Origin of the sequence: Aestuariibacter sp. GS-14, from assembly GCF_006494365.1 — a bacterium.
Taxonomy (GTDB): Bacteria; Pseudomonadota; Gammaproteobacteria; order Enterobacterales; family Alteromonadaceae; genus Alteromonas; species Alteromonas mangrovi.
Map to the genome: position 1 here is coordinate 67,607 of NZ_VHIP01000018.1, position 22,332 is coordinate 89,938.

Here is a 22,332-nt window from a genome sequence, read left to right on the forward strand (position 1 = left end):
AAATAACAATAAATGACAGACAGTGCGTTTTTGCGCACAAACTGTGCAATAACAGTTCCCTACACAATAAAACAAAAGGTTTACACATGGGTAAGGCGACAATCGGCGATGTTGCGAAAGCAGCCGGCGTGTCTGTAAAAACGGTATCCCGGGTTATAAATAACGAAAGTGGTGTAAAAGACGCCACGCGTCAACGCGTTGCCGAGATTGTAAAGCAACTGGACTTTCGGCCAAACCTCAATGCTCGTAGCCTCAGAACCCGTCAGTCATACATTATTGGTGTGCTTTTTGTAGATTACAGCGGTAACTTTTATTCTCATAGTATTCTTACCGGCGCGATTGAAGCCTGCGATCAGGCAGGTTACAACCTGCTTATACGCCCGTTAAAAATCAACGACATTGGCTTTGAGCCCATTATCCGGCAAATGCATGAACTGTCGAAGCCCGATGGCTACCTTGTTTGCCCACCCTTGTGTGATGATCCCAATGTAATCGCTTTACTGGATGAGCTTGGTGTGCCCTACGTAAGAATCGCACCGCTAAATGCAGAAGGTTCACCATTTATTCGCTGTCAGGAAGAAGCAGCCAGTCAAAAGGCGGTTGAACATCTCATCAATCTGGGACATCAGCAAATTGCTATGCTGAGTTACCTGAAAGGTCATGGTGCGGGAGCCTGGCGTTTAGCTGGCTATAAGGCCGCATTAAATAAGCACAACATTCCTGTTGTACCTGAATACATTGAAGAGTATGGCTACGACGAAGAACCCAATATCCTGGACTCTGTGATACGCCGCCTGCTTACTAAAACCCAGGTAAGGCCTACTGCTATATTCTGTGTGAACGACACACTGGCAGCGTCGGTTTACCGCATTGCCAGCCAGATGGGCTTAAAAATCCCTTATGATCTGTCGATTATTGGCTTTGACGACGACCCAATGGTAGAAAACCTGTGGCCGCCATTAACCACTATTCGCCAGCCCATTTCCACAATGGGGAATTATGCTGCCAAAATGCTGATCAAATCACTGGGTAATAAACCTACCGCTTTTGAAACGCCTGCGTTAAATTGCGATTTGGTATTGCGCAACTCAACAGGTCCGTATCTTCCCAGTTAATACAGGGAAGTATGGTCAGAGTCACTATTGTTATTTTCGAAGGGGTGCGGACGAGAAAACAAGTACCCCTGACTATAATTAATACCAAGTTCTTCAACACACTGCTGAATAGCCGGAGAATTAACAAACTCTGCCACCGACAAAATACCGCTGTTACGACAGAAAAAGACAATAGCTTTTACAATTTCATAACTCTTGGTATCTACATCAATACATTTGATGTACTTGGCGTCGATTTTCAGAATATCGATTTCTAAATCAAGGATCCGTTCAAAATTTGAATATTCTGCACCGAAATCATCAATTGCCAGTTTAAAACCTGACTGCTTCAGCGACTTCAACTGTTCGATATGCGTGTTCTTACGCGAACTACTAATACTTTCCAGTACTTCAAGTACAACACGCTCAGGTTTGATGCGATACTGAGTACACAGCCCCAGTAAAAATGCCTGCAGATATTGTGCATTTAAGTCGTACTCAGTGATATTAATTGAAAAGGTATAAGTATGATTTGCCATTACATCAAATGCCCGGCTAATTACCGCCCGGGATAATGCAGGTAATAAACCGGACACCTGCGCAGCTTCCAAAAAACCCACTGGCCGGATAATTACGCCATTGTCGTTGATACGCGCAAGTACTTCAAAATGTGTGATCTCACCTGTTTTATTGTTACGGATCCCCTGAAAATAGGGCTCCACCGCATGCTGATTTAGCGCTCGGTGCAACAGGTTGTTTGCTTCCGCGTATTTATGCTGCCTGGTGACTTTTTGCGACTCTTCTGAATCGGAATAAATAACGCAACTCGGCTTGCCTAACTCGCGGCTTTCCCGCAGAGCAGCAGACGCCAGCCTCAACAAATCTGTCGTTCCATAGCTTCCCGAGAACGACAAGGAGACATAAATACTGATGTCGTCTGTAGTAACCTGATTTACCGCAAAAAAACTTCTTAATTTGCTGGCTACCGAGTTCAGTTGTACTTCATCTTCAAACAGTATCGCGTATTTTCCTGGCCCTACCCCAGCGCACAAATCCGCGTGCACCAATAATTGAATTAAGCTGCCAGTTGCCCGAATAAGCTGATCACACACTTCAAAACCGTAGGCTTCATTGAGGTAACGCAATCCATCGATGGCCACCATAAGTAACCACTTGGTTTGGCTCGACTGCATCCGTTCAGTAAGCGCAGCTTTACTGGCCAGTTTACTGAGTGGATCAGTATTCAACAGGTACAGATTGCGCTCTTCTACTGTTTTTAATCGGGTTAAATCCATATAGAGCGCGGTGTATCGAAAAACCTCGGAATGACCCACTTTGATTTGATTAACCGACACCCATTGCTTGAGCAGCCTGCCATTGGCATGTCGGTTGGTAATTTCGCCCTGCCACTGACCGGTTTGCTGAATTTGCGCCCAAAAAGTAGCGTAAAACTCCCGGTTGTGTAAGCCCGAGGAAAACACCCTGGGGTTTTTGCCAACGATGTCATTTCTGGACAAGCCAAACATGTCACAAAAGGAATCATTTACCTCAATAATTTCCAACTCTTTATTAGCAACCAGGATGGCTTCTGCTGAGCTTGTAAACATGGACGAAAATAGCTGCAGAGTTTCTTCCTTTTTACGACGCTCAATTTCCGCGGAAATACGGTGACTGGCAATTTCAAACAGGATTTTTAATTCTTCGTTGTTGGTGTTGGTTGAAAAATTCAGCGCAACAAGAATGCCGAACACTCTGGATTGAGAGTCGTGCAGCGGCATACCGAAATAGGATTTAATGCCCATGTCCACCAGCATTGTATCTTTGGGAAACTTGGCGCAAACATCGGAAGTATGAAAGCAGATATTGTCTTTCGACACGTCTTCACATGGCGTATTGGCCAGCGAGTAAGTGAAATTTTCGGCTAACTTGCCGTTAGCCGCCAGAGACAACGTTTCGGCATAAGTATGATGCTTATCTAATTTACCAATAAATACAAAGTTACAATCAAGTATGTCCGACAACGCGAGCACAACCAGATCAAAATAGTTCTGCCCACTGGTTTTGCCAACCAGGTCAGAAAAGCGGCGCAATTTATCCAGAATATTAACCATCGCACACCTAACAGGAAGCCCAATTGCCGTAATTATGTTCAACAATACAACAACAACCCTATCACAGTTTAACTGTGTAGAGCGTCAGTTCATCGCACGTGTTTAATAACTGAACCAGTACTAAGTATTTTGCACTATAGCACAATTACACTTTAGTATAACTATATGATTTATTAACATTTTTTAAACAATATTACATAATTAAAGTCACTGACTTAACATGTAAATTACAACACGGTGGGTACTGCACAAAACACAGTGGGGTATAAATAACGGGTATAAAAAAGCCTTCCACTCCGGGAAGGCTTTTTGTTCGGTATTTGCCTGGCAGCTATTTAGCTAAGCTTGCCAACAATCCATTCAGGTTCTTCACAAAAGAAGCCGGATCTTTCAGGCTCCCCTGTTCTGAGAGCGCAGCCTGATCAAACAACACTTCGGCCCAGCTCTTAAACAGAGTTTCGTCTTGCACATCCGCCAGTATTTTAACCAACTGATGCTCAGGGTTCAGTTCAAAGTGATATTTCACTGCTGGTACTGGCTGACCTGCCGCTTCCATCAGTTTCATCATTTGCGTGGTCATGCCGTGCTCATCTGCAACAATACACGCAGGCGATTCTGTAAGACGGTGAGTAAACTTCACGTCCAGTACTTTGTCACCTAATGCCGCTTTAGCGCGTTCCAGTACACCTTCAATTTGTTTGCTGGCTTCTTCCTGGGCCTTTTTGGTTTCTTCGTCGTCGAGATCACCTAAATCCAGGTCGCCGCGAGCAATTGAACGCAGTTGCTTACCTTCAAATTCATGTAGGTGTTGCATTAACCATTCGTCAATGCGCTCACCCATTAGCAGCACTTCAATGCCTTTCTTCTTAAAGATTTCCAGGTGAGGGCTGTTTTTCGCAGCCTGGTAACTATCGGCAGTCACATAGTAAATCTTTTCCTGACCTTCTTTCATGCGAGAGATGTAGTCAGCAAGTGACACATTTTGCGTACTGTTGTCGTTGTGCGTTGACGCAAAGCGCAACAAGCCAGCGATCTTCTCACGGTTTGAGAAATCTTCGGCCGGACCTTCTTTCAGTACATTACCGAATTCATTCCAGAACAACTGATACTTCTCAGCATCATTTTTGGCCATGCGCTCCAGCATTTGCAGCACGCGTTTAGTGCAGCCCTGACGCAGGTTCTGAGTAACCTTGTTGTCTTGCAAAATTTCGCGCGACACGTTCAGCGGCAAGTCATTAGAGTCGAGCAAGCCTTTTACAAAGCGCAGATAAGTAGGCATAAACTGTTCGGCGTCGTCCATAATAAACACGCGCTGCACATACAGTTTCAAGCCATGGCTCTGATCGCGGTTCCACAAATCAAACGGCGCCTTGCTTGGAATGTACAACAGGCTGGTATATTCGGTTTTACCTTCAACTCTGTTGTGCGCCCAGCTCATTGGGTCGGCAAAGTCGTGCGAAATATGCTTGTAGAACTCAGTATATTCTTCGTCAGTGATTTCTGACTTATCGCGAGTCCACAACGCCGTTGCTTTGTTCACCGTTTCCCACTCGCCATCCTGACCCGGGATCTTCTCGCCATCAGGGCCTTCGCTTTCTGCTACCGGCTCTTTCCACATTCTTACCGGAATGCTGATGTGATCGGAATATTTGCTAATGATTGAACGTAAACGCCAGTCATCGGCGAATTCTTTTTCATCGTCGCGCAGGAATAGGGTAATTTCAGTACCGCGAGTAGCTTTCTCGATATTGCCAACGGTGAAGTCACCTTCCCCGGCAGAGGTCCACTCTACGCCCTGATCAGCAGGCTGACCTGCTGCTCGGGTACGCACAACCACTTTATCGGCCACAATAAATGCAGAGTAGAAACCTACCCCGAACTGACCAATCAATTGTGAATCTTTTGCCGCATCACCCGACAGTTTAGTGAAGAAATCTTTGGTACCCGATTTTGCAATGGTTCCCAGGTTTTCAATTACTTCGTCGCGAGTCATACCAATGCCGTTGTCGGCAATGGTTAGCGTGCCAGCGTCTTTATCGACACTCAGTTTTACGCACAGATCACCATCATTTTCGTACAAGCTGTCGTTTTCTAATGCTTTAAAGCGCAGTTTGTCGGCCGCATCAGCAGCGTTAGAGACAAGCTCACGTAAAAAGATTTCCTTGTTCGAATAGAGTGAATGGATCATCAAATGCAGAAGTTGTTTTACTTCCGTTTGAAATCCATGAGTTTCTTGATGGGCCACGTCAGCCATAAACCAGATTCTCCTAGACAGATAGAATAATTCAGTTAGGAAGGTGTGGACTCATACCGGCAAATTCAACACCACGACAAGAAAAAACCGGCAAAAAAGTAAGGGATTGAATAAAGACTGAACAAATAGCGTGCGACGAAGCGGATGTCGCACGCAGAATACGTAAATCAGAGCGTACGGCGACCGGAAAATGCGTGAGTAAGTGTGTTACCGTCAATAAATTCCAATTCGCCACCAATTGGCACACCATGGGCAATGCGACTGGCTGTAACCGTGTGCTTCTGGCAAAGCTGGGCAATGTAATGGGCTGTAGCCTCACCTTCCACGGTGGGATTGGTTGCCAGAATGACTTCTTTCAGGGTGCCATCGGCAATACGGGTTTCCAGTTCATCCAGGCCGATTTCTCCCGGCCCTATGCCGTCGATGGGTGAAAGATGGCCCATCAGAACAAAATAGGTGCCTTTGAACGACATAGTTTGTTCAATGGCCATGACATCTTGCGGACTTTCCACCACGCATAGCTGCCCGCTGTCCTGGCGCTGAGGATGATTACAGATATCGCAGACACTTTGCTCAGTGAAGTTGCGGCACTGCTGACAGTGACCAATATGCTCCATAGCGTTGTGAAGCGCAGCGCTTAACGTACGGGCACCATCGCGATTGCGCTCCAGCAAATGAAACGCCATCCGCTGCGCGCTCTTGTTCCCTACTCCGGGTAAACAGGTAAACGCGCTGATCAATTCCGCCAACATTGGACTGTACTTCATAACATGCGTGCCTTTTGTTAACTAATGCGTTTATTGAAGCAGATACGTCATACTTCAATGCAGATTGGATAATGGACGTGAATTATAAAGAAATTCTGACGGAATGTTAGCTGTAAAAAACGGGATTAACCGCATCAGGCTACCACCACGTTTCCTCTAATCTGGCTTAAGCCAATGTGCGCAACCGTTCCGGCATTAAATTCAATACAATCGGATTCTATGCCATCTGAAAAAATAACGCCGTTTTCAGCCATTTTAGACGTAAGGGTTAATTGTTCATGCATTGTAATTTTGCCGAATGTTAATTCGCAGTGCGTTACATGAGAGGGAAACGGCTCTCTTACACTGTAATACAAAAAGTGACTGTCCCAGGCAAATCCTTTGTCCAGTCCAGTGCGAACCGGCTGCCCGGCAATACCGCTGGCGCCGGCCAATACACTTTTAAACCAACCGGTAGAGCCCATACCCGTAGACACAATCACCCCTGAAGAACTTTGTTCTTCAGCATGCCCACCAATGGCCAGTTTGTAACGTGCCGACGTATGAGATTTGGGCCCGATAAACAAATCGTTAACTGCCAGTAAGCGTTGCCCCAAATTCGTATTCACTTCAGCTATGCTAACCGACGAGGTTTTTATGCCCCCCTGAACCAGTTGACTCACCACAGCAACGGCATCTTCCGGTAAAAACGGTAACAACACCCCGTCGAACAAATCCGGCAATGGATTGATCCCAATGATAGGCTGGCCATTTAAGTACTTCATTACATTTGCCACCAGCCCATCCTGCCCCAGCACCACTATTATATCGTCTTTAGCAAATTGGAAACTGGGCAAAAAACTGCGCTCGAGTACCAGTACTCTGGCCAGCTTTACGAGATGACTTTGTATGTTGTCCAGGGTGTGCTGAAAACGGTTGTGTTCGTCCTGGTATCCATCAAAGGACTCCCCTAAATGCTCAAGGTAAAATTTTGCCTGCCCTAATGTGCAGTATTTTTCCTTTAACTCCTGCAAACGCGTTTTTCTTACCACGATAACCACTTTGCGATCGGTACTCATTGGCTATCCCCCCTTAACGAATCAGTGACTGTAGCAATTCGGGGGAGAAATTAAGGCTGCCCACTTTATTCTCGCCTTTAGTCAGGTTCTCAATGGCTTGTGCGATTAGCTGCTCAGGGCGTGCAGCATTCATATTCATTACTTTTAAGCGTTCCAAATCAATGTCATTGAACGCCGCCAACTGGGCTTTAAGATCATAGGCCTTGGCATCGGCCTGGGCTTTCGAATTGGCGTTTTCCAATTCCACCAGTTCCGCGCGTTTGCGCTCGTTGTCTGTTCTGGCCAGTAGCTTTTCCTGATCCATATTGAACTGCTGCTGTAGCTTTTCGCGCTCAGCTTCCAGCGCTTGTTTTTCCAAATCCTGTTGCTTGCGGGCAATGGCTTTTTCGGTTTCCAGCTCTTCTTCACGCACCTGTTTTTCTTTCTCAATACTCGACAAACGGCGGGCGTAAATGGCATTGTCTGCGTCGCGCAATAACGCTTCACGCACTTCGGCTTCCAGCGCTTTGGCTGTTTCCGGTGCCGGAGAAATTGCCGTTAATGACACCTCGGTAATTTCGATGCCTAAACGCTGAAGGTTGCTTTGCACTGGCAGTTGTTCCTGTAGCGCTGAGGTAAGCACCTTTGCACTGCTCAGCGCTTGTTGCAGATTCATAGACTCCATGGCATTACGCACTACTACCTGCACGCTGCGCATAATGCGTTCATCCAGTCCTTCCGGCTCATCCGATAAATACATGCCTTTTGCATTTATGGAAAAATTGATCATTTGTGCTGCGGCTTCAGGACGGTCAATACGAAACGTTATCTGGCCTTGCACCGTGATTTCCTGAAAGTCCTTGGTTTTCATTCGAAACACAAAGGGCAACTCCTTACTGCTCAATGGCACCGCCACAATAGACGCATTAGGTGCATAGTAATAAAAGCTGGTGCCTCGTCCCTGCAGCTTCACTGCACCATTTTTAAACAGCATTACGTGAGTAGATGGGTCAGCTTTATAAAAGTTAATTCCAAACATGATAAATTCCTCTTTTCATTAAATGTCTCAACGACACTTTTAATATATGTCTAAGAGACATTTTTGTAAATACACAAATTTCATGATTTTTTTATATTTGCAATAAGGTCTTGAATTGACGACAATTAATGTCACAAAGACACATAATGAGAAATCATCATGATCACCAGTCCGTTACTTACTATCGACAACGTATTGTTCACTGTGCACGATGGCATCCTTAAAGTGCTGATGGTGAAGCGTTCTATCGAGCCCTATTCAGGGCTGTGGTCGTTACCTGGCGGTATTGTAGATCCGGCTACCGACACATCAACAGAAGACACCGCACTGCGAAAGTTACGGGAAAAAGCCGGTGTGAAGCCGAATTACCTTGAACAACTGGAAGTCTTCTCCGGGCATGATAGGGATCCGCGCGGATTTACCGTTACCATTGTATATTATGCCCTGATTGGTTATCAGCAGGCCGAGGTACACATTCATACCGTAGACGACGCAGAGTGGGTTTCCCTACCGCAGATAGCACAATTGAATCTGGCATTTGATCACAAAAAGATCATAAACGTGGCATTGGAACGACTGCGCCAGAAAACCCTGTATTCCATGGTGCCGGTATTCTGTTTACCCAGCTTATTCACTATTTCAGATTTAAAACAAGTAATTGAAACAATTATAGAAAAGCCCATTCAACGAAAATCACTCATGCGCAGGGTTGAAGCCAGTGGCATGTTTGAAGAAGTGGACGAGAAAGCTGCTACGGGCAAGCGTATGGCACAACTATATAAACTCAAAGACAACTTTAACATTGTTAACTTCGAACGGAATTTGAGTTTTTAGGAATGGCTCAGTTTTGTATTTGAAATGCTCATCTTCACAAGCACTATTATTCTGTTTACAAAAAAGCTCCGGTAAACACCAGAGCTTTTCATTCGTTAAACTGCCCGGGCGTGATGCCCTAAGCAAAGTAGTAACGTTTATAAAAATTAAAAAGGCATTTTGAAGCCAGGAGGTAATGGCATTCCTCCCGTTACCGCAGCCATTTTCTCTTTGGACGTTTCTGCCACACGACGGGCAGCATCGTTAAATGCGGCAGCGATCAGATCTTCCAGCATGTCCTTGTCGTCTTCCATTAGAGAGTCGTCCACATCTACGCGACGCACATTGTGGTTACAGGTCATGGTTACTTTTACCAGGCCAGCGCCAGATTCGCCTACCACTTCTAACTTTGCCAAGTCTTCCTGGGTTTTCTGCATGCGCTCCTGCATTTGCTGCGCTTGCTTCATGATGTTGCCCATTCCACCTTTAAACATACTCTTTTCTCACTGTTGTATAGTCTAAAACACTATGACGTTAAAATATTAACGAGGCTGGATGCTGTCTTGCACAACCTCTGCATTAAATGCACTTACCATTGCCAGAATGGTTTCATCCTGCTGTATTACCTGTCTGGCATACCGCTGGCGCATTTGATTAATTTGTTGCTGTATCTGATACGGCGTTTTTGTTACTTCACCACAGGTTAGGGTTAAGTTAACCGGTTTCGACAATACGCTATTCAGCGCTTCGGTTAATTGCGGTACCGTGCCGTCGTTTACCAAGTGCTCCTGGCTGGGATCCAACGTCATGGTTACATTGTCACCGTCTTTCGAAAACCGTGAATTCAGCGCGATTTGCTTTAACAGCCCGGCTATTGGCATAGCTTCTACCAATGCGCTCCATTTATCAACCTGACTGGCTTGCAATAACTTATCACCATTATCCAGATATGGGGGCAGGTCACTGTCAATTTCAATAGTTCTCTCTTTGGTAACGGGCACTTCAGCAGGTTGTGAGTCTGGTGCCGACAGTGCGTTGCGAGTGTCCAATGGCGCAGAGTCGATAACTGTACTTTCTGATGCGCTTTCCTCTTCCTTAGGAATGTCTTGAGCAGAGGCCGCTTCAGCAAAACCAGTTTCAGCGCCTTCTGTTACCCAGGGCGGTGGCTCATCGGCATCCGAGGTCGCAAGATTATCCACCATGGAATCTGATGTGTATTGAGTATTACCCCCCACGCCGGGATTAACTGGCGTAGCCTCTGGTGTTGGAGCAGGTGCTTGCGCAACTGCAGGCTTAACCGGCTCAGGGCGCTGAAGGGTACGCTCCTGGCTGGGTGGCTTTTTTGCGGCCGAGGCTTTGTCCTCCATGGCCTGTTGTTTCAAACGCTGACGCAAGGCCAGCATCGCTTCCGTTGAAGCAACAGCAGGTTGTTGAGGCTCATTGTATTCTGGCGATGGCGAATCATATTCAGACACAGGCTCATAGTGATCGTCCGCCATAGCGTAGCCGCCATCTTCCGGTGGATAATCGTAATGATCATCGGGTGGCCCAGCCTGACTCTGACGACGAAAATCGTCGGCTTCATCCATTAACTGAGCAGCCTGTGCGTCCAAAGCCGGTTCGTCGCTGCAGTCTAGTTGGGCCGGCTGTACTGGTTGTGCCGGTTGTACCGTAGCGTTTGACGTTGACTGAACGGAATCAACGCCTTGTGAATTTACCGGCGATGACTTTACCGGTTCAGCTCGTTCCACTGCGGGCGTCGCGACGGTTTGAGTTTGAGGCTGAGGCTGAGAGTCTGGCACTGCAGCCGTCTCAGCGGCCTGAACTGATTCACTCTGCGCAGTTGCAGGTGAAGCGCTCGCGCCTGCGGGTTGCGCTAACCCACCACCTGACACAGGTGGATTAGTGATCAGTGTTTCAGCATCATCAACCGGGGTAACTGGCGTGAACGTCATCATGCGCAAAATAGTCATTTCAAACGCGCTGCGCCCATCACCAGCGTAAGGTAAATCTTTGCGACCCTGCAACGCCAGTTGATACAGTAATTGTACTTGCTCGGCCGGCAATCCTTTTGCCAACTGATAAATGGCTTTAGCCGATGTTGTTTCCAGTTTACACGCTTCAGGGACCCATTGTGTTAAGGCTACCTGATGCAAAATACTGGCAACTTCTGCCAACACCTGACTGAAATCCGGTGCCATCATGGCAATTTCGTCGATCTGCGACATTACCGCACTGGCATCGCGTTTTACCATGGCAAACAGTAATTTAAGCACTTGCTGGCGATCCATTAATCCCAGCATGTCGGTTACAACCGAAGCCGTAACCTGATTGTTGCCTTGAGCGATAGCCTGGTCGGTTAAGCTTAATGCATCGCGCATACTGCCTTGGGCTGCGCGCGCTAATAACCCCAATGCTGGCGCTTCAAATCCCACACTTTCTTGTTCCAGAATATGTTGCAGTTGCTGTGTGATCTGTTCGCGGGACAGTGCCTTTAAGTTAAATTGCAGGCAGCGCGACAAAATGGTAATCGGCAATTTTTGCGGATCGGTTGTGGCCAGCAAAAATTTTACATGTGGGGGTGGCTCTTCCAGCGTTTTAAGCAGGGCATTGAAACTGTGCTTGGAGAGCATGTGTACTTCGTCTATGAGGTACACTTTAAACTTGCCGCGAGTGGGTTTGTATTGCACGTTGTCGAGCAATTCCCGGGTATCTTCTACCTTGGTACGCGACGCTGCATCGATTTCGAGCAAATCAACATAGTTGCCCTGCTCGATTTCTTTACAGGTGCCACATTGCCCGCAGGGGTTTGCACTTTGCCCCTGCTCGCAATTAAGGCTTTTGGAAAAGATCCGCGCGATAGTAGTTTTACCCACACCGCGAGTACCGGTAAACAGGTAAGCATGGTGCAACCGATCGTTTTGTAATGCATTGGAAATAGCGGAAACAACGTGTTCCTGCCCTACCAACTCACTAAAGCGTCCGGGACGCCACTTTCTTGCCAGTACCTGATAAGCCAAATGCGTTTCCTTACTCGCCTTCAAATTCGCAAATGCAGTAGGGTTTTACACCCAAATCGGTTAAGCGCTTATAACCATTGAGTTCGGGTAAACCAATTACAAACCCTGCATGCTCTACTATACCACCCAAATTGCGGATAAGCTTCGCGGTTGCGGAAATAGTTCCACCAGTTGCCAACAAATCGTCGATTAACAATACTTTATCGCCGGGCGAAATCGCATCTCTGTGGATTTCCAACGTATCTTTACCGTATTCCAGTTCATAACTTTCGCTAAGCACATCACGGGGTAATTTATTGGGTTTACGCACAGGAATAAAACCCACTCCCAGTTCCAATGCCAGTGGTGCACCAAACAAAAATCCGCGCGCTTCCGTGCCAGCTACTTTGGTAAAACCATAAGGACGATACTGTTCTAACAACATCGCAATGCACTGACTAAATGCAGGGTAGTCTTCCAGCACGCTGGTGACATCGCGAAACTGAATGCCTGGCTTAGGGTAGTCAGGCACCGTTTTTACTACTGATTTTATATATTCTGAACTCATGCCGAATCCTTTAGTTATTCCGGCAAGGCATTAAGAAAAATAGAATGTGTACCAACCAGCTAACGTTGGTAATAACGGGAAGGCTAGCAGTGCAACGACTGCACCCAGAAAATACCACCAGTTAAATACTTCTTTAAAATCTTCGTTACCAGCCATGAGAAATTCCAGTTAAATTAAGCCTAAAAAAAGGGTGTAAATAGTAATCGAAACGCAACCTAATTGACAGTGCCAATGCGTTAAGCAGTCAAAATCTGACCATTCATGGATTCTATTGATGTTAAGGAATAACCAAAGGTGGAAAAGGTGATGTGTTAAGTGTCAGGCTTCGATCACTGCGCCGCAGCTTAACCACTGAGAAACCAGTTGCCAGACGCCTTGTTGAACCATATTCATTGGCAGCCCGCCAGCCTGATTATGTACCTGATCACACAAACGCTCCAGCGTGGTGGGTTGTTGATTTAGCAGTTCGAAGGTTAATGCCGCCAACGGATTCAGGTGTTGAAATTCAATACTCTGATTGCTATCGCGATACAGCAGATAGTAATGCATTTCACCGGGTTCACTGGGCAGAAAGTCTGGACCAATAAGGTGCACAGCATACGGATACCCCACAAGTTCTGTTACCGGTGAGCTGCGAAAATACCCAGGTATTCCTTCCCCCTGCCAGAAAGTCACCGCACTGTCGGTTTTTCTCACTGACAGCGCCAGCTCCAGCCATTCATAATGCGCCAGTTCTTTTAAAAATACCGGGTCGGTGCTTTTGAGTTCATAAGCATTACTCAGAAACTCTACAAACTCTTTGCTGATTTCTACAAAATAAGGTGAGCGACAGGCATGTTGCTGAAAGAAAGTTTTTACCAATTCATGCCAGTGTTCTTTGCTGAACAGCGAGTGCAGTACAGGAAATCCATTACGGATAAAGCCTTCCACATTGTTGTAAAACAGAGATTGGTATATCGCCAGCCTGCGCTGCGTATCTGCATCATGATCCCCTGCTTGCTCCGGGACGCGAATAGCTGTTGCCAGCGAAAGTAATTGCTCGTACAAACTCACCTAGGCAACTCCAACCTGCTCAGCCGTAACGTGTTGCTGAATAGACTTAATACGCCTTACTTCCTCAAGTAGCGTTGGTAGCGGTGGAATATTGAAATCTCGCTCTAACAGCGTGGGAAATACATGGTGGCGCTGATAAGCATAGGTAAGCAGTTCCCATACGTCTTCTATTACATCGGCACCGTGGGTATCCACCCTCAGATCTTCAGCTTCTTCGTAGTGACCTGCAATGTGTCCGTACACGATTTTGCCAGAGGGTAACCCGTCGATAAATGCCTTGGGGTCATAACGGTGGTTTATGCTGTTTACGTAAACATTATTTACGTCAAGCAACATCGAGCAACCTGATTCATCCAGTACTGCATTGATGAATTCCAGCTCGCTCATCCGGTCGTTGATAGTTAAATAATAGGAGACATTCTCAAGTACTAGAGGGCGCTCAAGTACATCCTGTACTATCCTGATACGTTCAGATACATGCTTAACGGCCTCTTCCGTAAACGGAATAGGCATGAGGTCGTACATATGTCCTTGTGCGCTACAATAACTGAGGTGTTCACTGTACAGGGGAATATTATAGCGGTTTAGAAACCGCTTCACGGCGAGTAAAAATCGATGATCAAGCGGATCGGGCCCGCCAATAGACAGCGACAGACCATGAGTTGTAAACGCGGCCTGAGAGGTGCACCGCTCAAAATCCTGGCTGAACTTTCCGCCCAGCGGGATCCAATTTTCAGGCGCGACTTCCCAGAAATCCACCTCAGCAGGTAACACAGGGAGCAACTCATCGAGCATTTCCCTGCGCAACCCTAATCCGGCACCGCTTATTGCTTTCATTACCATCAATAATCGTATTCAGGCAACCGCAGCGTTATGCCGCGCCACCACATTTACCTTCGCCACACTTGCCTTCTTTTTTGGCTTTGTCGCCACCGCATTTGCCTTCGCCGCATTTACCTTCTTTGGCGGCTTTGCCTTCTTTGTTAGCTTTGGCTTCACCACATTTGCCTTCGCCACACTTGCCTTCTTTGTCAGCCTTGCCTTCACCGCATTTGCCTTCGCCACATTTGCCCTCTTTGTCGGCTTTGCCTTCACCGCATTTGCCTTCGCCGCACTTGCCTTCTTTCTTGGCCTTGCCTTCACCGCATTTGCCTTCGCCGCACTTACCTTCTTTATTGGCTTTGCCTTCACCGCATTTGCCTTCGCCGCACTTACCTTCAGCAGCAAATTGCATATAACCAGATTCCAACTGCTGAGCGCCAAACGGGTTAGCGGTATCAGCAAAGGACATTGCAGACATTGAACTTAAAACCACTGCGCCAATAGCGCTAGCAACGGATGTTTTATTAACTGATTTCATGGGTACACTCCAAAAGATTGATTCACGTTGTGGTCATACTCGGTGTGATGTGCGTTGCATTATCACTTAACACTGACACCCAGTTGTTACACTTAAAGTACAAGACCGACAGTTATCCGATCATCTTTCAAATAAATTAAAAATTTGTTTGGACGGTTTCGAAAAATCATACCACAGCGGGTTATTTTTTCCCGCTGTAGTCGAAAGAATGCAGAAAAATGACTTACACTTCAGACGTTACTTGCATTGAAGCCACTCAGGCTGATGCCTGATATCCAATGCGGAATCCGCCCCAATGCCTGTTGTTAACGTAGATAGGCGCAGACAAATCGTGCATTACCTCCCCGGTGTCGCGCTTATAGGTTTGCAGCAAAAAGGTTTCCGTACTTTTGCCACAGCGTGAACCGGTATAATCATTAAAAATGCGTTTTGTGCGGCTTTTTGCCAAGTCTACTTCATAATTACCGGTCATAGGATGACTGAATTTTTTGTTATGGGTAGGAAAATAACCATTAATATCTACCGCTCCGGCATAAATAATAAAATCATTATTACTGAGAATGGGTTCCTGAATAGCGGGAAGCTGCTGATCCGTGAACGCATCGAAACGCGAAGTATATTTTTGCGGCTTTGTATTGGGTACCGGCTTATAGTTGAAATCAAACAGATCGCGTTCTGAAATCTTGCCCGCTGCGATAGCCTGTTCAAACAATTCACCTATTTTCTTCGCGGCATCTTTGGCAATTCGTTGTACCTGGGCATTGCGATTGTGAAGTTCAAAAATCTGTAATTGCCTGAAGATATCTTCTGTTTGGTGACTCAGTGATAACACTTTCTCAGATACATCACTTAATTCAGATTCCAAGTGAATCGTATTTTCACGCAACTGTAGGGCGTTAACACTAATGCCCTGATTCGCTTCGCCATATTCATTCACCGTGTCTTTCATCATAGACATAGTGTTTGCCGCTAACGTAGACGCTTCACTGGCAGCCTCAACCAGGGAAGATGACTCGTTGATGATATGCGACATTTCCTCTCCGGCAGCGGCAACGCGTTCTATTGCCTTAACGGAGTTCTGACTGTTTTTATTTATCTCATTGAGTACGTTATCGATCCCCTGAGTTGCGTCGGTGGTTTTCTTGGCCAAATCACGCACTTCGTCGGCTACAACCGCGAACCCCCTGCCCTGATCACCAGCCCGTGCTGCTTCAATTGCGGCATTTAATGCAAGCATGTTGGTTTGATCGGCCAGTTGATTAATCGTGGTCGTGATACTACCGATTGACTCGGCGCTGGTTCTCAGGCTCATCAGCATTTCTTTAGAATCATTAATTTGCTGACTCAACGTCACTTGTTGAGATAATAATTGCGCGAGCAACGCCCGGCTCTTTTGCGTTTTTTCATCAGACACCTGAATCGTTTGCTCCGCCTGGCCTGCATAGTCAATCAATTCCCGGTTACCGCTCTCAATGCGTTCAATTCTGGACGCGATTTCCTGCACACTGGCAACCTGCTGTTTAAACATAGCAGAGAGTTTATCCAGAAAATGAGAAACCGTAGCACCGCCAATTGCTATTCTACTGGCCGAATTACTGATCAATTCGCCAGTTCTTGTCATGCGGTTATCTTCCTGTTGCACCACTGCTTGTTCTGGTGTGTCTGCGGCCTGGAGAAAATAACTGCTCATTCCACTTGCTATTGCAGCCACAATGGCAACAACCCACCAAGGCGTGGCCAAAACACCTAAAACTATCAGGATGAATGCCACCACAAATAACTGAATAATTGAATTTTTCACGGCTTTTGACTTCTTCTGAAAGATTATATTGTTATCACGCTAACTATAGACCATGTTCTAATAGTTATCGTAATTCTATTACTAAATGTTAAATATTTGTTTAGTTCTTTCGTGCGAAGTTTCTAAGACTTAGCGATAATCTTGCGGATAGACGAGCTGAGAGTACCCGCGCTGAGTACTCTCATTTAGATGAGTTAATCTTGAGATTGTGCTATCAGAGAATCAAGCCGATTTCGAAATGCTGGCAGCGGCTTACCAATTCCATTGATAACTTCAATAGCAGCTTGCTTATCGCCCGTTTTTAAAAGCCCTTCTGCATAGTCCATTGCGTAAATAACGTTCTCTTTCGACAGTTCGAACGCTTGCTTCAGGCGTTTCACAGCAAGTCGGTCCTCGTCTGTATTCAACAAGGCTTTTCCACTCAGGTTCAGGTACTTTGAATTATCCTTATTCAGTGCCAGTAATTGAGCGGCATAGTTAGTCGCTTTGTCATATTGACCGTGCTCCAGCGCCAGGCTTGCAAGTGAATACAATACCACTTCATTGTCGGCAGAATAGGTTAACGAAGCTTCGAATAAATCAATCGCGGCCTGGGGATCAATTTCGTACAAATCATTGGCTAATAATATCCGAATAACATTGTGGTCAGGATTTTCACTCAAATGCTTACTAAGCAGCGATCGCGCGTCTTCTTTTCTATTCAATTTAAAAAGCAGTGCCCGCATCAGCGTTGCATACTGAATGGTGGGCTTATCGGCATAAAACTGAGCGACCTTGGGCAACGCAGCATCATATCGGCCCGCAAAATAATCCAGTTTGCCTTCCAGGCCCAGTTTCGCAGTTGCAAAGATGTCGGTTACTTCCATGCCAGCTAAGGTTAGTCGCGCCTCGTTTAATTGTCGGGTTTCAATTTGCCAGTCTGCATATTGCAACTGGATTGCGGTGTCTTCCGGCGCCATATTCAAAGCCTTATCAATTAAGGTCTTAGCCTTGTCGAAGTCTCTGGCTGCCAGGAAGAATTCAGCTAAGCGATAGAGAGGAGCAATATCGTCAGGGTAAGCCTCTCCCCACTGACGTAAGGCATCCAGATATGCATCAATGGATTTAACCTGCTTTGTGACTTCAGCATTGAGTTGCCAGTACCGCTTCGACAGTGTTTTCAGGTTGGCGTACATCGCATCCAATGCTGTCATTGCACTTGCTGCATTTCCCTGGCGATAAAGGGTTTCTGCGTACATAAGTTGCAACGTTTCATTGTCTGGCTGGCTAGTTCGCGCTTTCTGTAGTAATGGTAAAACCTTGTCTGTTTCGCCCATTTGCTGTAATGCTGCTACACCAAATAATACCGCCTGCTGGTTAGCGGGGTTATCGGACAGAATCTTTTCTACAAATGGCATTGCCGCCTGCCCATCATTACTTTTTAGCGCTTCAAAAGCGAAAAACAGATTGGCTTCTACATTGGCAGGAAATCTGGTTAACATATTTTTATAAGCAGTCGCGACTTGATCTGGCGTACCAGTAGCCCTGGCTATTTTAGCCTTTAACTGCCAGGCAACCTGCGTAGTCTGGTCAGTAGCAAATTCAGCATTCTCAACGGCCGCAAGATATTGTTCTGCTTCTTCAAATTGTCCTTCAGAGATAAGCACTGAGGCTATCGACAATTTGGCAAATAAATCATTTGGATTTGCAGTTACCAGATTTTTTAAGATCTGCAGGCCGTCTTCGTCACCAGTAAGTAATTTGGCAATACCCTGGTAATAGCCATCAGAGGCCAATTCATTGAGTGACCGGCTTTTTTCCAAAAGTTGCTGGCCTCTATTAGCATCGCCACTCACAATCAACTGAAGTCCGGTTCTATCCAGCAACACACTCGTGTGCTCGTCCTGCATGTCTTCACTTGAAAGAAATTTAAATGCTTTATCAGTTTTCTGAAGTTTTACCAGGGTTGCCAGGTAAACACGTTTGGCCACATGCCCTTCAGATAACAATGATTCAATAGGATCAAGATAGTAAAAGGCAGATTCAATATCACCTGTAAAATATGCTGACAATCCAGCTATTAACTGACTTTGCGCATTGTTGCCTGAAATTTGAATAGTTTTAGTGGCGTACTCAAAAGCATTGTCGTACTTTTTAGTTTGAAACGCCAGGGTTGCAGCCAGTAAGTTTGTTACGGGTTCATCTGGATTGGCAGCCAACAACACGTCAACCTTTTGACCAGCACCTTCTACATTACCCGATTGCATAAGTGCCTTGGCGAGCAAAAAGGCAGCAGGCAAAAATTGTGGACGTTGCTGTTCAAATCGGGAGAGTGCTTGTACAGACATCGCGTAATCTGCTTGAATGTAACTCACTTTACCAACCAGCCACAGCGCATCAGCAAACACAGAATCTACACTGATTATCCGCTCACCCAGTTTTTCCAACGTCTCCTTCTCATCATTTACCAGCGCAAAAATGTACTCGATAGCCAGCGAGTATTCCGAATCAGGCAATGCTGGAGCGCGTTGAATCAGACGCTTCGCCGCTTCTAACTTGCCAAGTTCAAGATATGAGAAAGCCTGATAGAAGAGAAATTCAGATTGTTGAGCTTCACGGGTGGCAGGCATGAGTTCATCAACGTAATCAATTAACGACTGAAACTCTTGTGCCATAAAAAGCGCCTCCACCATGAGCCCAGCTATGATAGGTTCTTTAGCTCCCAGGGAAGATGAACGTTTAAGTTCTTTTACAGCACTCAGCCCATCACCGTTTGACAGATATATTTTCGCCAGCAGCAGTCGGGCTTCAAGTTGACGTGAATCCTCAACAATCGCATTTTTCAACGTGATAATGGCTTGCTTATCCTGCCCCTGAGATAACTGCAACTTCGCTTCAGCAAGTAATTCTTCTGGCGACGGCTTACTGCATCCACTTACCAATAGTCCCGATACAGTGAGTGCGGTAATAATGTTCAAATACTTCATGATGTCCTTTCTTCGCCGTTGGTGGTGTTATTTTTATTTTGAATTAGATTAACCAAGTTTTAACGTTGTTGCACCTGTTGTAAACCGACTCGCTAACGACTTAGTTGCTCCTTTTAAACCTTTCGTATATGTCAAATAATTTTACATATGATTACAAACATTAAGCTAAACCATTGATTTAATTGAAAGGCACGCTTTTTGCTTAGTTATAACAGAACACTAGAAAATCACACACCGTGTGGCAAATCTGAGAGTTCTTGGTTTTGTAAAGTAGTTAACAATATAAGTTAACAATCACCAAGGGAATTTGATTAATGAAGAAATACAATAACACTCTAGCGACTTTGGCATTAGCGGCCATGGCTGCAACAGCTCCAGCTATCGCTGATGATACTCTCATCAGTGCTACGGGCGCTACGCCAACACCTTACATTTCTGCCGGCAACAGCGCAGGTTCGCTTGATTGGGCAGCCATACTGGCTTCCAGAACAGATGCAAACGTGTCAAGCTCGCGCTTTACAGGTGTAGTAGCAATTAACCCGGTGATCAATGGCGACAGCTATGTATGTACCGGTACAGCGATATCTCCACGCCACATTCTTACAGCCGCTCACTGTGTTGACGCTGATGGTCAGGGTAACGTTATGGATCTTAACGATCCATCAAATGGAATCGCTATCGCGTTTAACAATGACGGTGCTTACTGGCAATCAGGAAACATTGGTTTTGCGTCAGACGTAGTAATTCACCCGGATTACGATGGTTTTAACATTTGTAGCGATGGTACATCGGGCTGTGTGGGCGATGACGTTGCGATAATTACGCTTACCGAAGACATCCCAGCTGGTGTTGAAATTTACGACCTTTATGCTAACTCTGTAATGGCGACGGATAATGGTGTAGATGGTGATACATTCACCATGGTTGGATATGGTACTCGTGGTGATGGTTATTGGGGTTACTATAACCAGTATGACGATCCAAATGTATCTGGTGACATCGGTGAATTAGGTTATGCTACTTTCGATGAAAAATTAACTGGCCAGAACATTGTTGACCTTATCGACGGCGACGACGAAGCAAACTTTACTGGTACTGGTGAAGTTTGGTATGCCGACTTTGACGGTTATGATTCGTTCTTCGATGAAAATGTAGACTGGCTATGTGATAACGGTTACGCATGTAGCTCAACTCTTGATGAAAGTCTTGAAGCGAATATCGGCGGCGGTGATTCAGGCGGCCCATCATTTATATATGACGCTCTGAACGACAAATACTGGTTAGCAGCAATCAACACCTTCGGTATTAACTTCGGTTGGGCACCTGGTGCTTTTGGTGATGTATTCGGTGGTATTCTACTTGAGTCTTACTTAGGTTGGATTAACAGCTACATTACGCCTTCAGTAGCAGCGTCTGCTCCACCTGCGCTGGCTCTTATGATGTTAGCGTTTGCTGGTATGGTTGCTCGTCGCAAAATGACCAAAGCATAAGTTGACTTAATAAAACTTTTGAAAAAGCGGAATGTTCAAACATTCCGCTTTTTTTTGCGCCAAACAAAGCTCAGTTACGTTGCAAAGCCTTCCTAAAGGGTGTGATACCGGTTAATCAGATTCATATCTGCCTTTTCCTATATACATGAGTCTATATACAATCAACATCCCACCTCATCGCCTGGAAACCATTCAAACAGGTTGCTAGGATTCAATATATGGTTTAGTTGAGATCCCGGACAAGTGCTGCGCACTTTCCGGGAAGACGGGTATGTTTACTGATACATCTGACATTCCTGACCGCACATCTGTCATCCCGGCCTTGAGCCGGGATCTACTCAAACAGGTTGTTTGGCTTCAATATGAAGTTTGGCTGAGGTCCCGGACAAGTGCTGCGTACTTTCCGGGAAGACGGGTGTATTTACTGATACATCTGACATTCCGGCCCGCACATCTGTCATCCCGGCCTCGATCCGGGATCTACTCAAACAGGTTGGTTGGCTTCAATATGAAGTTTGGCTGAGGTCCCGGACAAGTGCTGCGTACTTTCCGGGAAGACGGGTGTATTTACTGATACATCTGACATTCCGGCCCGCACATCTGTCATCCGGGCTTGCTCATCTGACATCCCGCCCGCACATCTGTCATCCCGGCCTCGAGCCGGGATCTACTCAACCAGGTTGATTGGCTTCAACATGTGGATTGGCTGAGATCCCGGACAAGTGCTGCGCACTTTCCGGGAAGACAGGTGTGAGGTTTTGCACTTTGCGTGAAGACGATTCTTTTGCTCTGCGCTTTTCGGGAAGCCCGTTGATTTGCAGAAACAAAAAAGGCCCACTCAATCGAGTGGGCCTTCCTTTTAATTGGAAGCCCCGTAGCCGGCGCGGGCGGTGTTCTACTCTCACATGGGGGCGGAGGTTGACCGAATGTCCTGCGGACATTCGCAGCGACCAGAGCGGCGCGCATGGATGCGCGACTGG

General features: G+C 46.1%; 18 protein-coding genes. 3 read left to right on the forward strand and 15 right to left on the reverse strand.

All coding sequences use genetic code 11. The annotated features are described in order from the left end of the window. The first annotated feature begins 86 nt into the window (after positions 1 to 86). Positions 87 to 1,115 carry a LacI family DNA-binding transcriptional regulator gene (locus FJ444_RS19765; protein WP_140961378.1) on the forward strand — a complete coding sequence of 343 codons (1,029 nt, stop codon included), beginning with the start codon at positions 87 to 89 and terminating at the stop codon, positions 1,113 to 1,115. On the opposite strand, the gene FJ444_RS19770 is transcribed toward FJ444_RS19765, so the two are convergent. From FJ444_RS19770 to FJ444_RS19790, 5 genes are all read right to left on the reverse strand, one after another. Then, positions 1,112 to 3,205, reverse strand: coding sequence for an EAL domain-containing protein (locus FJ444_RS19770; protein WP_140961380.1), 2,094 nt, complete (start codon positions 3,203 to 3,205; stop codon positions 1,112 to 1,114). The two genes, FJ444_RS19765 and FJ444_RS19770, sit on opposite strands and share 4 nt — an antisense overlap. 331 nt (positions 3,206 to 3,536) lie before the next feature. After that, positions 3,537 to 5,459 carry a molecular chaperone HtpG gene (gene htpG / locus FJ444_RS19775; RefSeq protein WP_140961382.1) on the reverse strand — a complete coding sequence of 641 codons (1,923 nt, stop codon included), beginning with the start codon at positions 5,457 to 5,459 and terminating at the stop codon, positions 3,537 to 3,539. Between the two features lie 167 nt (positions 5,460 to 5,626). Beyond that, the gene (recR, locus tag FJ444_RS19780; RefSeq protein WP_140961384.1) at positions 5,627 to 6,226 is read right to left on the reverse strand and encodes a recombination mediator RecR; all 600 of its coding nucleotides are present in this window, start codon (positions 6,224 to 6,226) and stop codon (positions 5,627 to 5,629) included. A 134-nt stretch (positions 6,227 to 6,360) separates the two neighbouring features. Then, entirely contained in the window at positions 6,361 to 7,284 is a 924-nt protein-coding gene (locus FJ444_RS19785) for an NAD(+)/NADH kinase (protein ID WP_140961386.1), read from the reverse strand. A 13-nt stretch (positions 7,285 to 7,297) separates the two neighbouring features. Next, positions 7,298 to 8,302 carry an SPFH domain-containing protein gene (locus tag FJ444_RS19790; RefSeq protein WP_140961388.1) on the reverse strand — a complete coding sequence of 335 codons (1,005 nt, stop codon included), beginning with the start codon at positions 8,300 to 8,302 and terminating at the stop codon, positions 7,298 to 7,300. Between the two features lie 159 nt (positions 8,303 to 8,461). Here FJ444_RS19790 and FJ444_RS19795 point away from each other — a divergent pair, with 159 nt between their 5' ends. Then, complete coding sequence (locus FJ444_RS19795; RefSeq protein ID WP_255439349.1) at positions 8,462 to 9,136, forward strand: NUDIX domain-containing protein; 675 nt, start codon at positions 8,462 to 8,464, stop codon at positions 9,134 to 9,136. Positions 9,137 to 9,282: 146 nt separating this feature from the next. Here the strand turns inward: FJ444_RS19795 and FJ444_RS19800 are convergent, their stop codons facing one another. The 9 genes from FJ444_RS19800 to prsT form a co-directional block, all read right to left on the reverse strand. Then, positions 9,283 to 9,609, reverse strand: a complete 327-nt coding sequence (locus FJ444_RS19800; protein WP_140961390.1) for a YbaB/EbfC family nucleoid-associated protein — start codon at positions 9,607 to 9,609, stop codon at positions 9,283 to 9,285. 48 nt (positions 9,610 to 9,657) lie between these two features. Next, positions 9,658 to 12,135 (reverse strand): DNA polymerase III subunit gamma/tau, encoded by a 2,478-nt coding sequence (gene dnaX, locus FJ444_RS19805; RefSeq protein WP_140961392.1) that lies wholly within the window; start codon positions 12,133 to 12,135, stop codon positions 9,658 to 9,660. Between the two features lie 10 nt (positions 12,136 to 12,145). Further along, positions 12,146 to 12,682 carry an adenine phosphoribosyltransferase gene (apt, locus tag FJ444_RS19810; protein WP_140961394.1) on the reverse strand — a complete coding sequence of 179 codons (537 nt, stop codon included), beginning with the start codon at positions 12,680 to 12,682 and terminating at the stop codon, positions 12,146 to 12,148. Between the two features lie 30 nt (positions 12,683 to 12,712). Then, the gene (locus FJ444_RS21690; protein ID WP_255439350.1) at positions 12,713 to 12,838 is read right to left on the reverse strand and encodes a hypothetical protein; all 126 of its coding nucleotides are present in this window, start codon (positions 12,836 to 12,838) and stop codon (positions 12,713 to 12,715) included. Positions 12,839 to 13,000: 162 nt separating this feature from the next. Beyond that, a complete protein-coding gene (locus FJ444_RS19815; protein ID WP_140961396.1) occupies positions 13,001 to 13,735 on the reverse strand; it encodes a DUF2063 domain-containing protein in 735 nt (244 codons plus the stop codon). Then, positions 13,736 to 14,578, reverse strand: a complete 843-nt coding sequence (locus tag FJ444_RS19820; protein ID WP_140961397.1) for a DUF692 domain-containing protein — start codon at positions 14,576 to 14,578, stop codon at positions 13,736 to 13,738. A 28-nt stretch (positions 14,579 to 14,606) separates the two neighbouring features. Further along, on the reverse strand, positions 14,607 to 15,095 hold the full coding sequence (locus tag FJ444_RS19825; RefSeq protein ID WP_140961399.1) for a hypothetical protein: 489 nt from the start codon (positions 15,093 to 15,095) through the stop codon (positions 14,607 to 14,609). 256 nt (positions 15,096 to 15,351) lie between these two features. Beyond that, positions 15,352 to 16,896 (reverse strand): methyl-accepting chemotaxis protein, encoded by a 1,545-nt coding sequence (locus tag FJ444_RS19830; protein ID WP_140961401.1) that lies wholly within the window; start codon positions 16,894 to 16,896, stop codon positions 15,352 to 15,354. Between the two features lie 194 nt (positions 16,897 to 17,090). Then, the gene (prsT, locus tag FJ444_RS19835; RefSeq protein ID WP_140961403.1) at positions 17,091 to 19,862 is read right to left on the reverse strand and encodes an XrtA/PEP-CTERM system TPR-repeat protein PrsT; all 2,772 of its coding nucleotides are present in this window, start codon (positions 19,860 to 19,862) and stop codon (positions 17,091 to 17,093) included. Between the two features lie 314 nt (positions 19,863 to 20,176). Here prsT and FJ444_RS19840 point away from each other — a divergent pair, with 314 nt between their 5' ends. Continuing rightward, the gene (locus FJ444_RS19840) at positions 20,177 to 21,352 is read left to right on the forward strand and encodes a trypsin-like serine protease (RefSeq protein WP_140961405.1); all 1,176 of its coding nucleotides are present in this window, start codon (positions 20,177 to 20,179) and stop codon (positions 21,350 to 21,352) included. Between the two features lie 671 nt (positions 21,353 to 22,023). Here FJ444_RS19840 and FJ444_RS21445 read toward each other — a convergent pair. Continuing rightward, positions 22,024 to 22,194 carry a hypothetical protein gene (locus tag FJ444_RS21445; RefSeq protein WP_181405242.1) on the reverse strand — a complete coding sequence of 57 codons (171 nt, stop codon included), beginning with the start codon at positions 22,192 to 22,194 and terminating at the stop codon, positions 22,024 to 22,026. Between the last annotated feature and the right edge of the window lie 138 nt (positions 22,195 to 22,332).

What these genes read in the sequence shown, in the direction of transcription:
- FJ444_RS19765 (WP_140961378.1), top strand. Translation starts at nt 87, where the DNA reads ATGGGTAAGGCGACAATCGGCGATGTTGCGAAAGCAGCCGGCGTGTCT.
- FJ444_RS19770 (WP_140961380.1), bottom strand. Translation starts at nt 3,205, where the DNA reads ATGGTTAATATTCTGGATAAATTGCGCCGCTTTTCTGACCTGGTTGGC.
- htpG (WP_140961382.1), bottom strand. Translation starts at nt 5,459, where the DNA reads ATGGCTGACGTGGCCCATCAAGAAACTCATGGATTTCAAACGGAAGTA.
- recR (WP_140961384.1), bottom strand. Translation starts at nt 6,226, where the DNA reads ATGAAGTACAGTCCAATGTTGGCGGAATTGATCAGCGCGTTTACCTGT.
- FJ444_RS19785 (WP_140961386.1), bottom strand. Translation starts at nt 7,284, where the DNA reads ATGAGTACCGATCGCAAAGTGGTTATCGTGGTAAGAAAAACGCGTTTG.
- FJ444_RS19790 (WP_140961388.1), bottom strand. Translation starts at nt 8,302, where the DNA reads ATGTTTGGAATTAACTTTTATAAAGCTGACCCATCTACTCACGTAATG.
- FJ444_RS19795 (WP_255439349.1), top strand. Translation starts at nt 8,462, where the DNA reads ATGATCACCAGTCCGTTACTTACTATCGACAACGTATTGTTCACTGTG.
- FJ444_RS19800 (WP_140961390.1), bottom strand. Translation starts at nt 9,609, where the DNA reads ATGTTTAAAGGTGGAATGGGCAACATCATGAAGCAAGCGCAGCAAATG.
- apt (WP_140961394.1), bottom strand. Translation starts at nt 12,682, where the DNA reads ATGAGTTCAGAATATATAAAATCAGTAGTAAAAACGGTGCCTGACTAC.
- FJ444_RS21690 (WP_255439350.1), bottom strand. Translation starts at nt 12,838, where the DNA reads ATGGCTGGTAACGAAGATTTTAAAGAAGTATTTAACTGGTGGTATTTT.
- FJ444_RS19820 (WP_140961397.1), bottom strand. Translation starts at nt 14,578, where the DNA reads ATGGTAATGAAAGCAATAAGCGGTGCCGGATTAGGGTTGCGCAGGGAA.
- FJ444_RS19825 (WP_140961399.1), bottom strand. Translation starts at nt 15,095, where the DNA reads ATGAAATCAGTTAATAAAACATCCGTTGCTAGCGCTATTGGCGCAGTG.
- prsT (WP_140961403.1), bottom strand. Translation starts at nt 19,862, where the DNA reads ATGAAGTATTTGAACATTATTACCGCACTCACTGTATCGGGACTATTG.
- FJ444_RS19840 (WP_140961405.1), top strand. Translation starts at nt 20,177, where the DNA reads ATGAAGAAATACAATAACACTCTAGCGACTTTGGCATTAGCGGCCATG.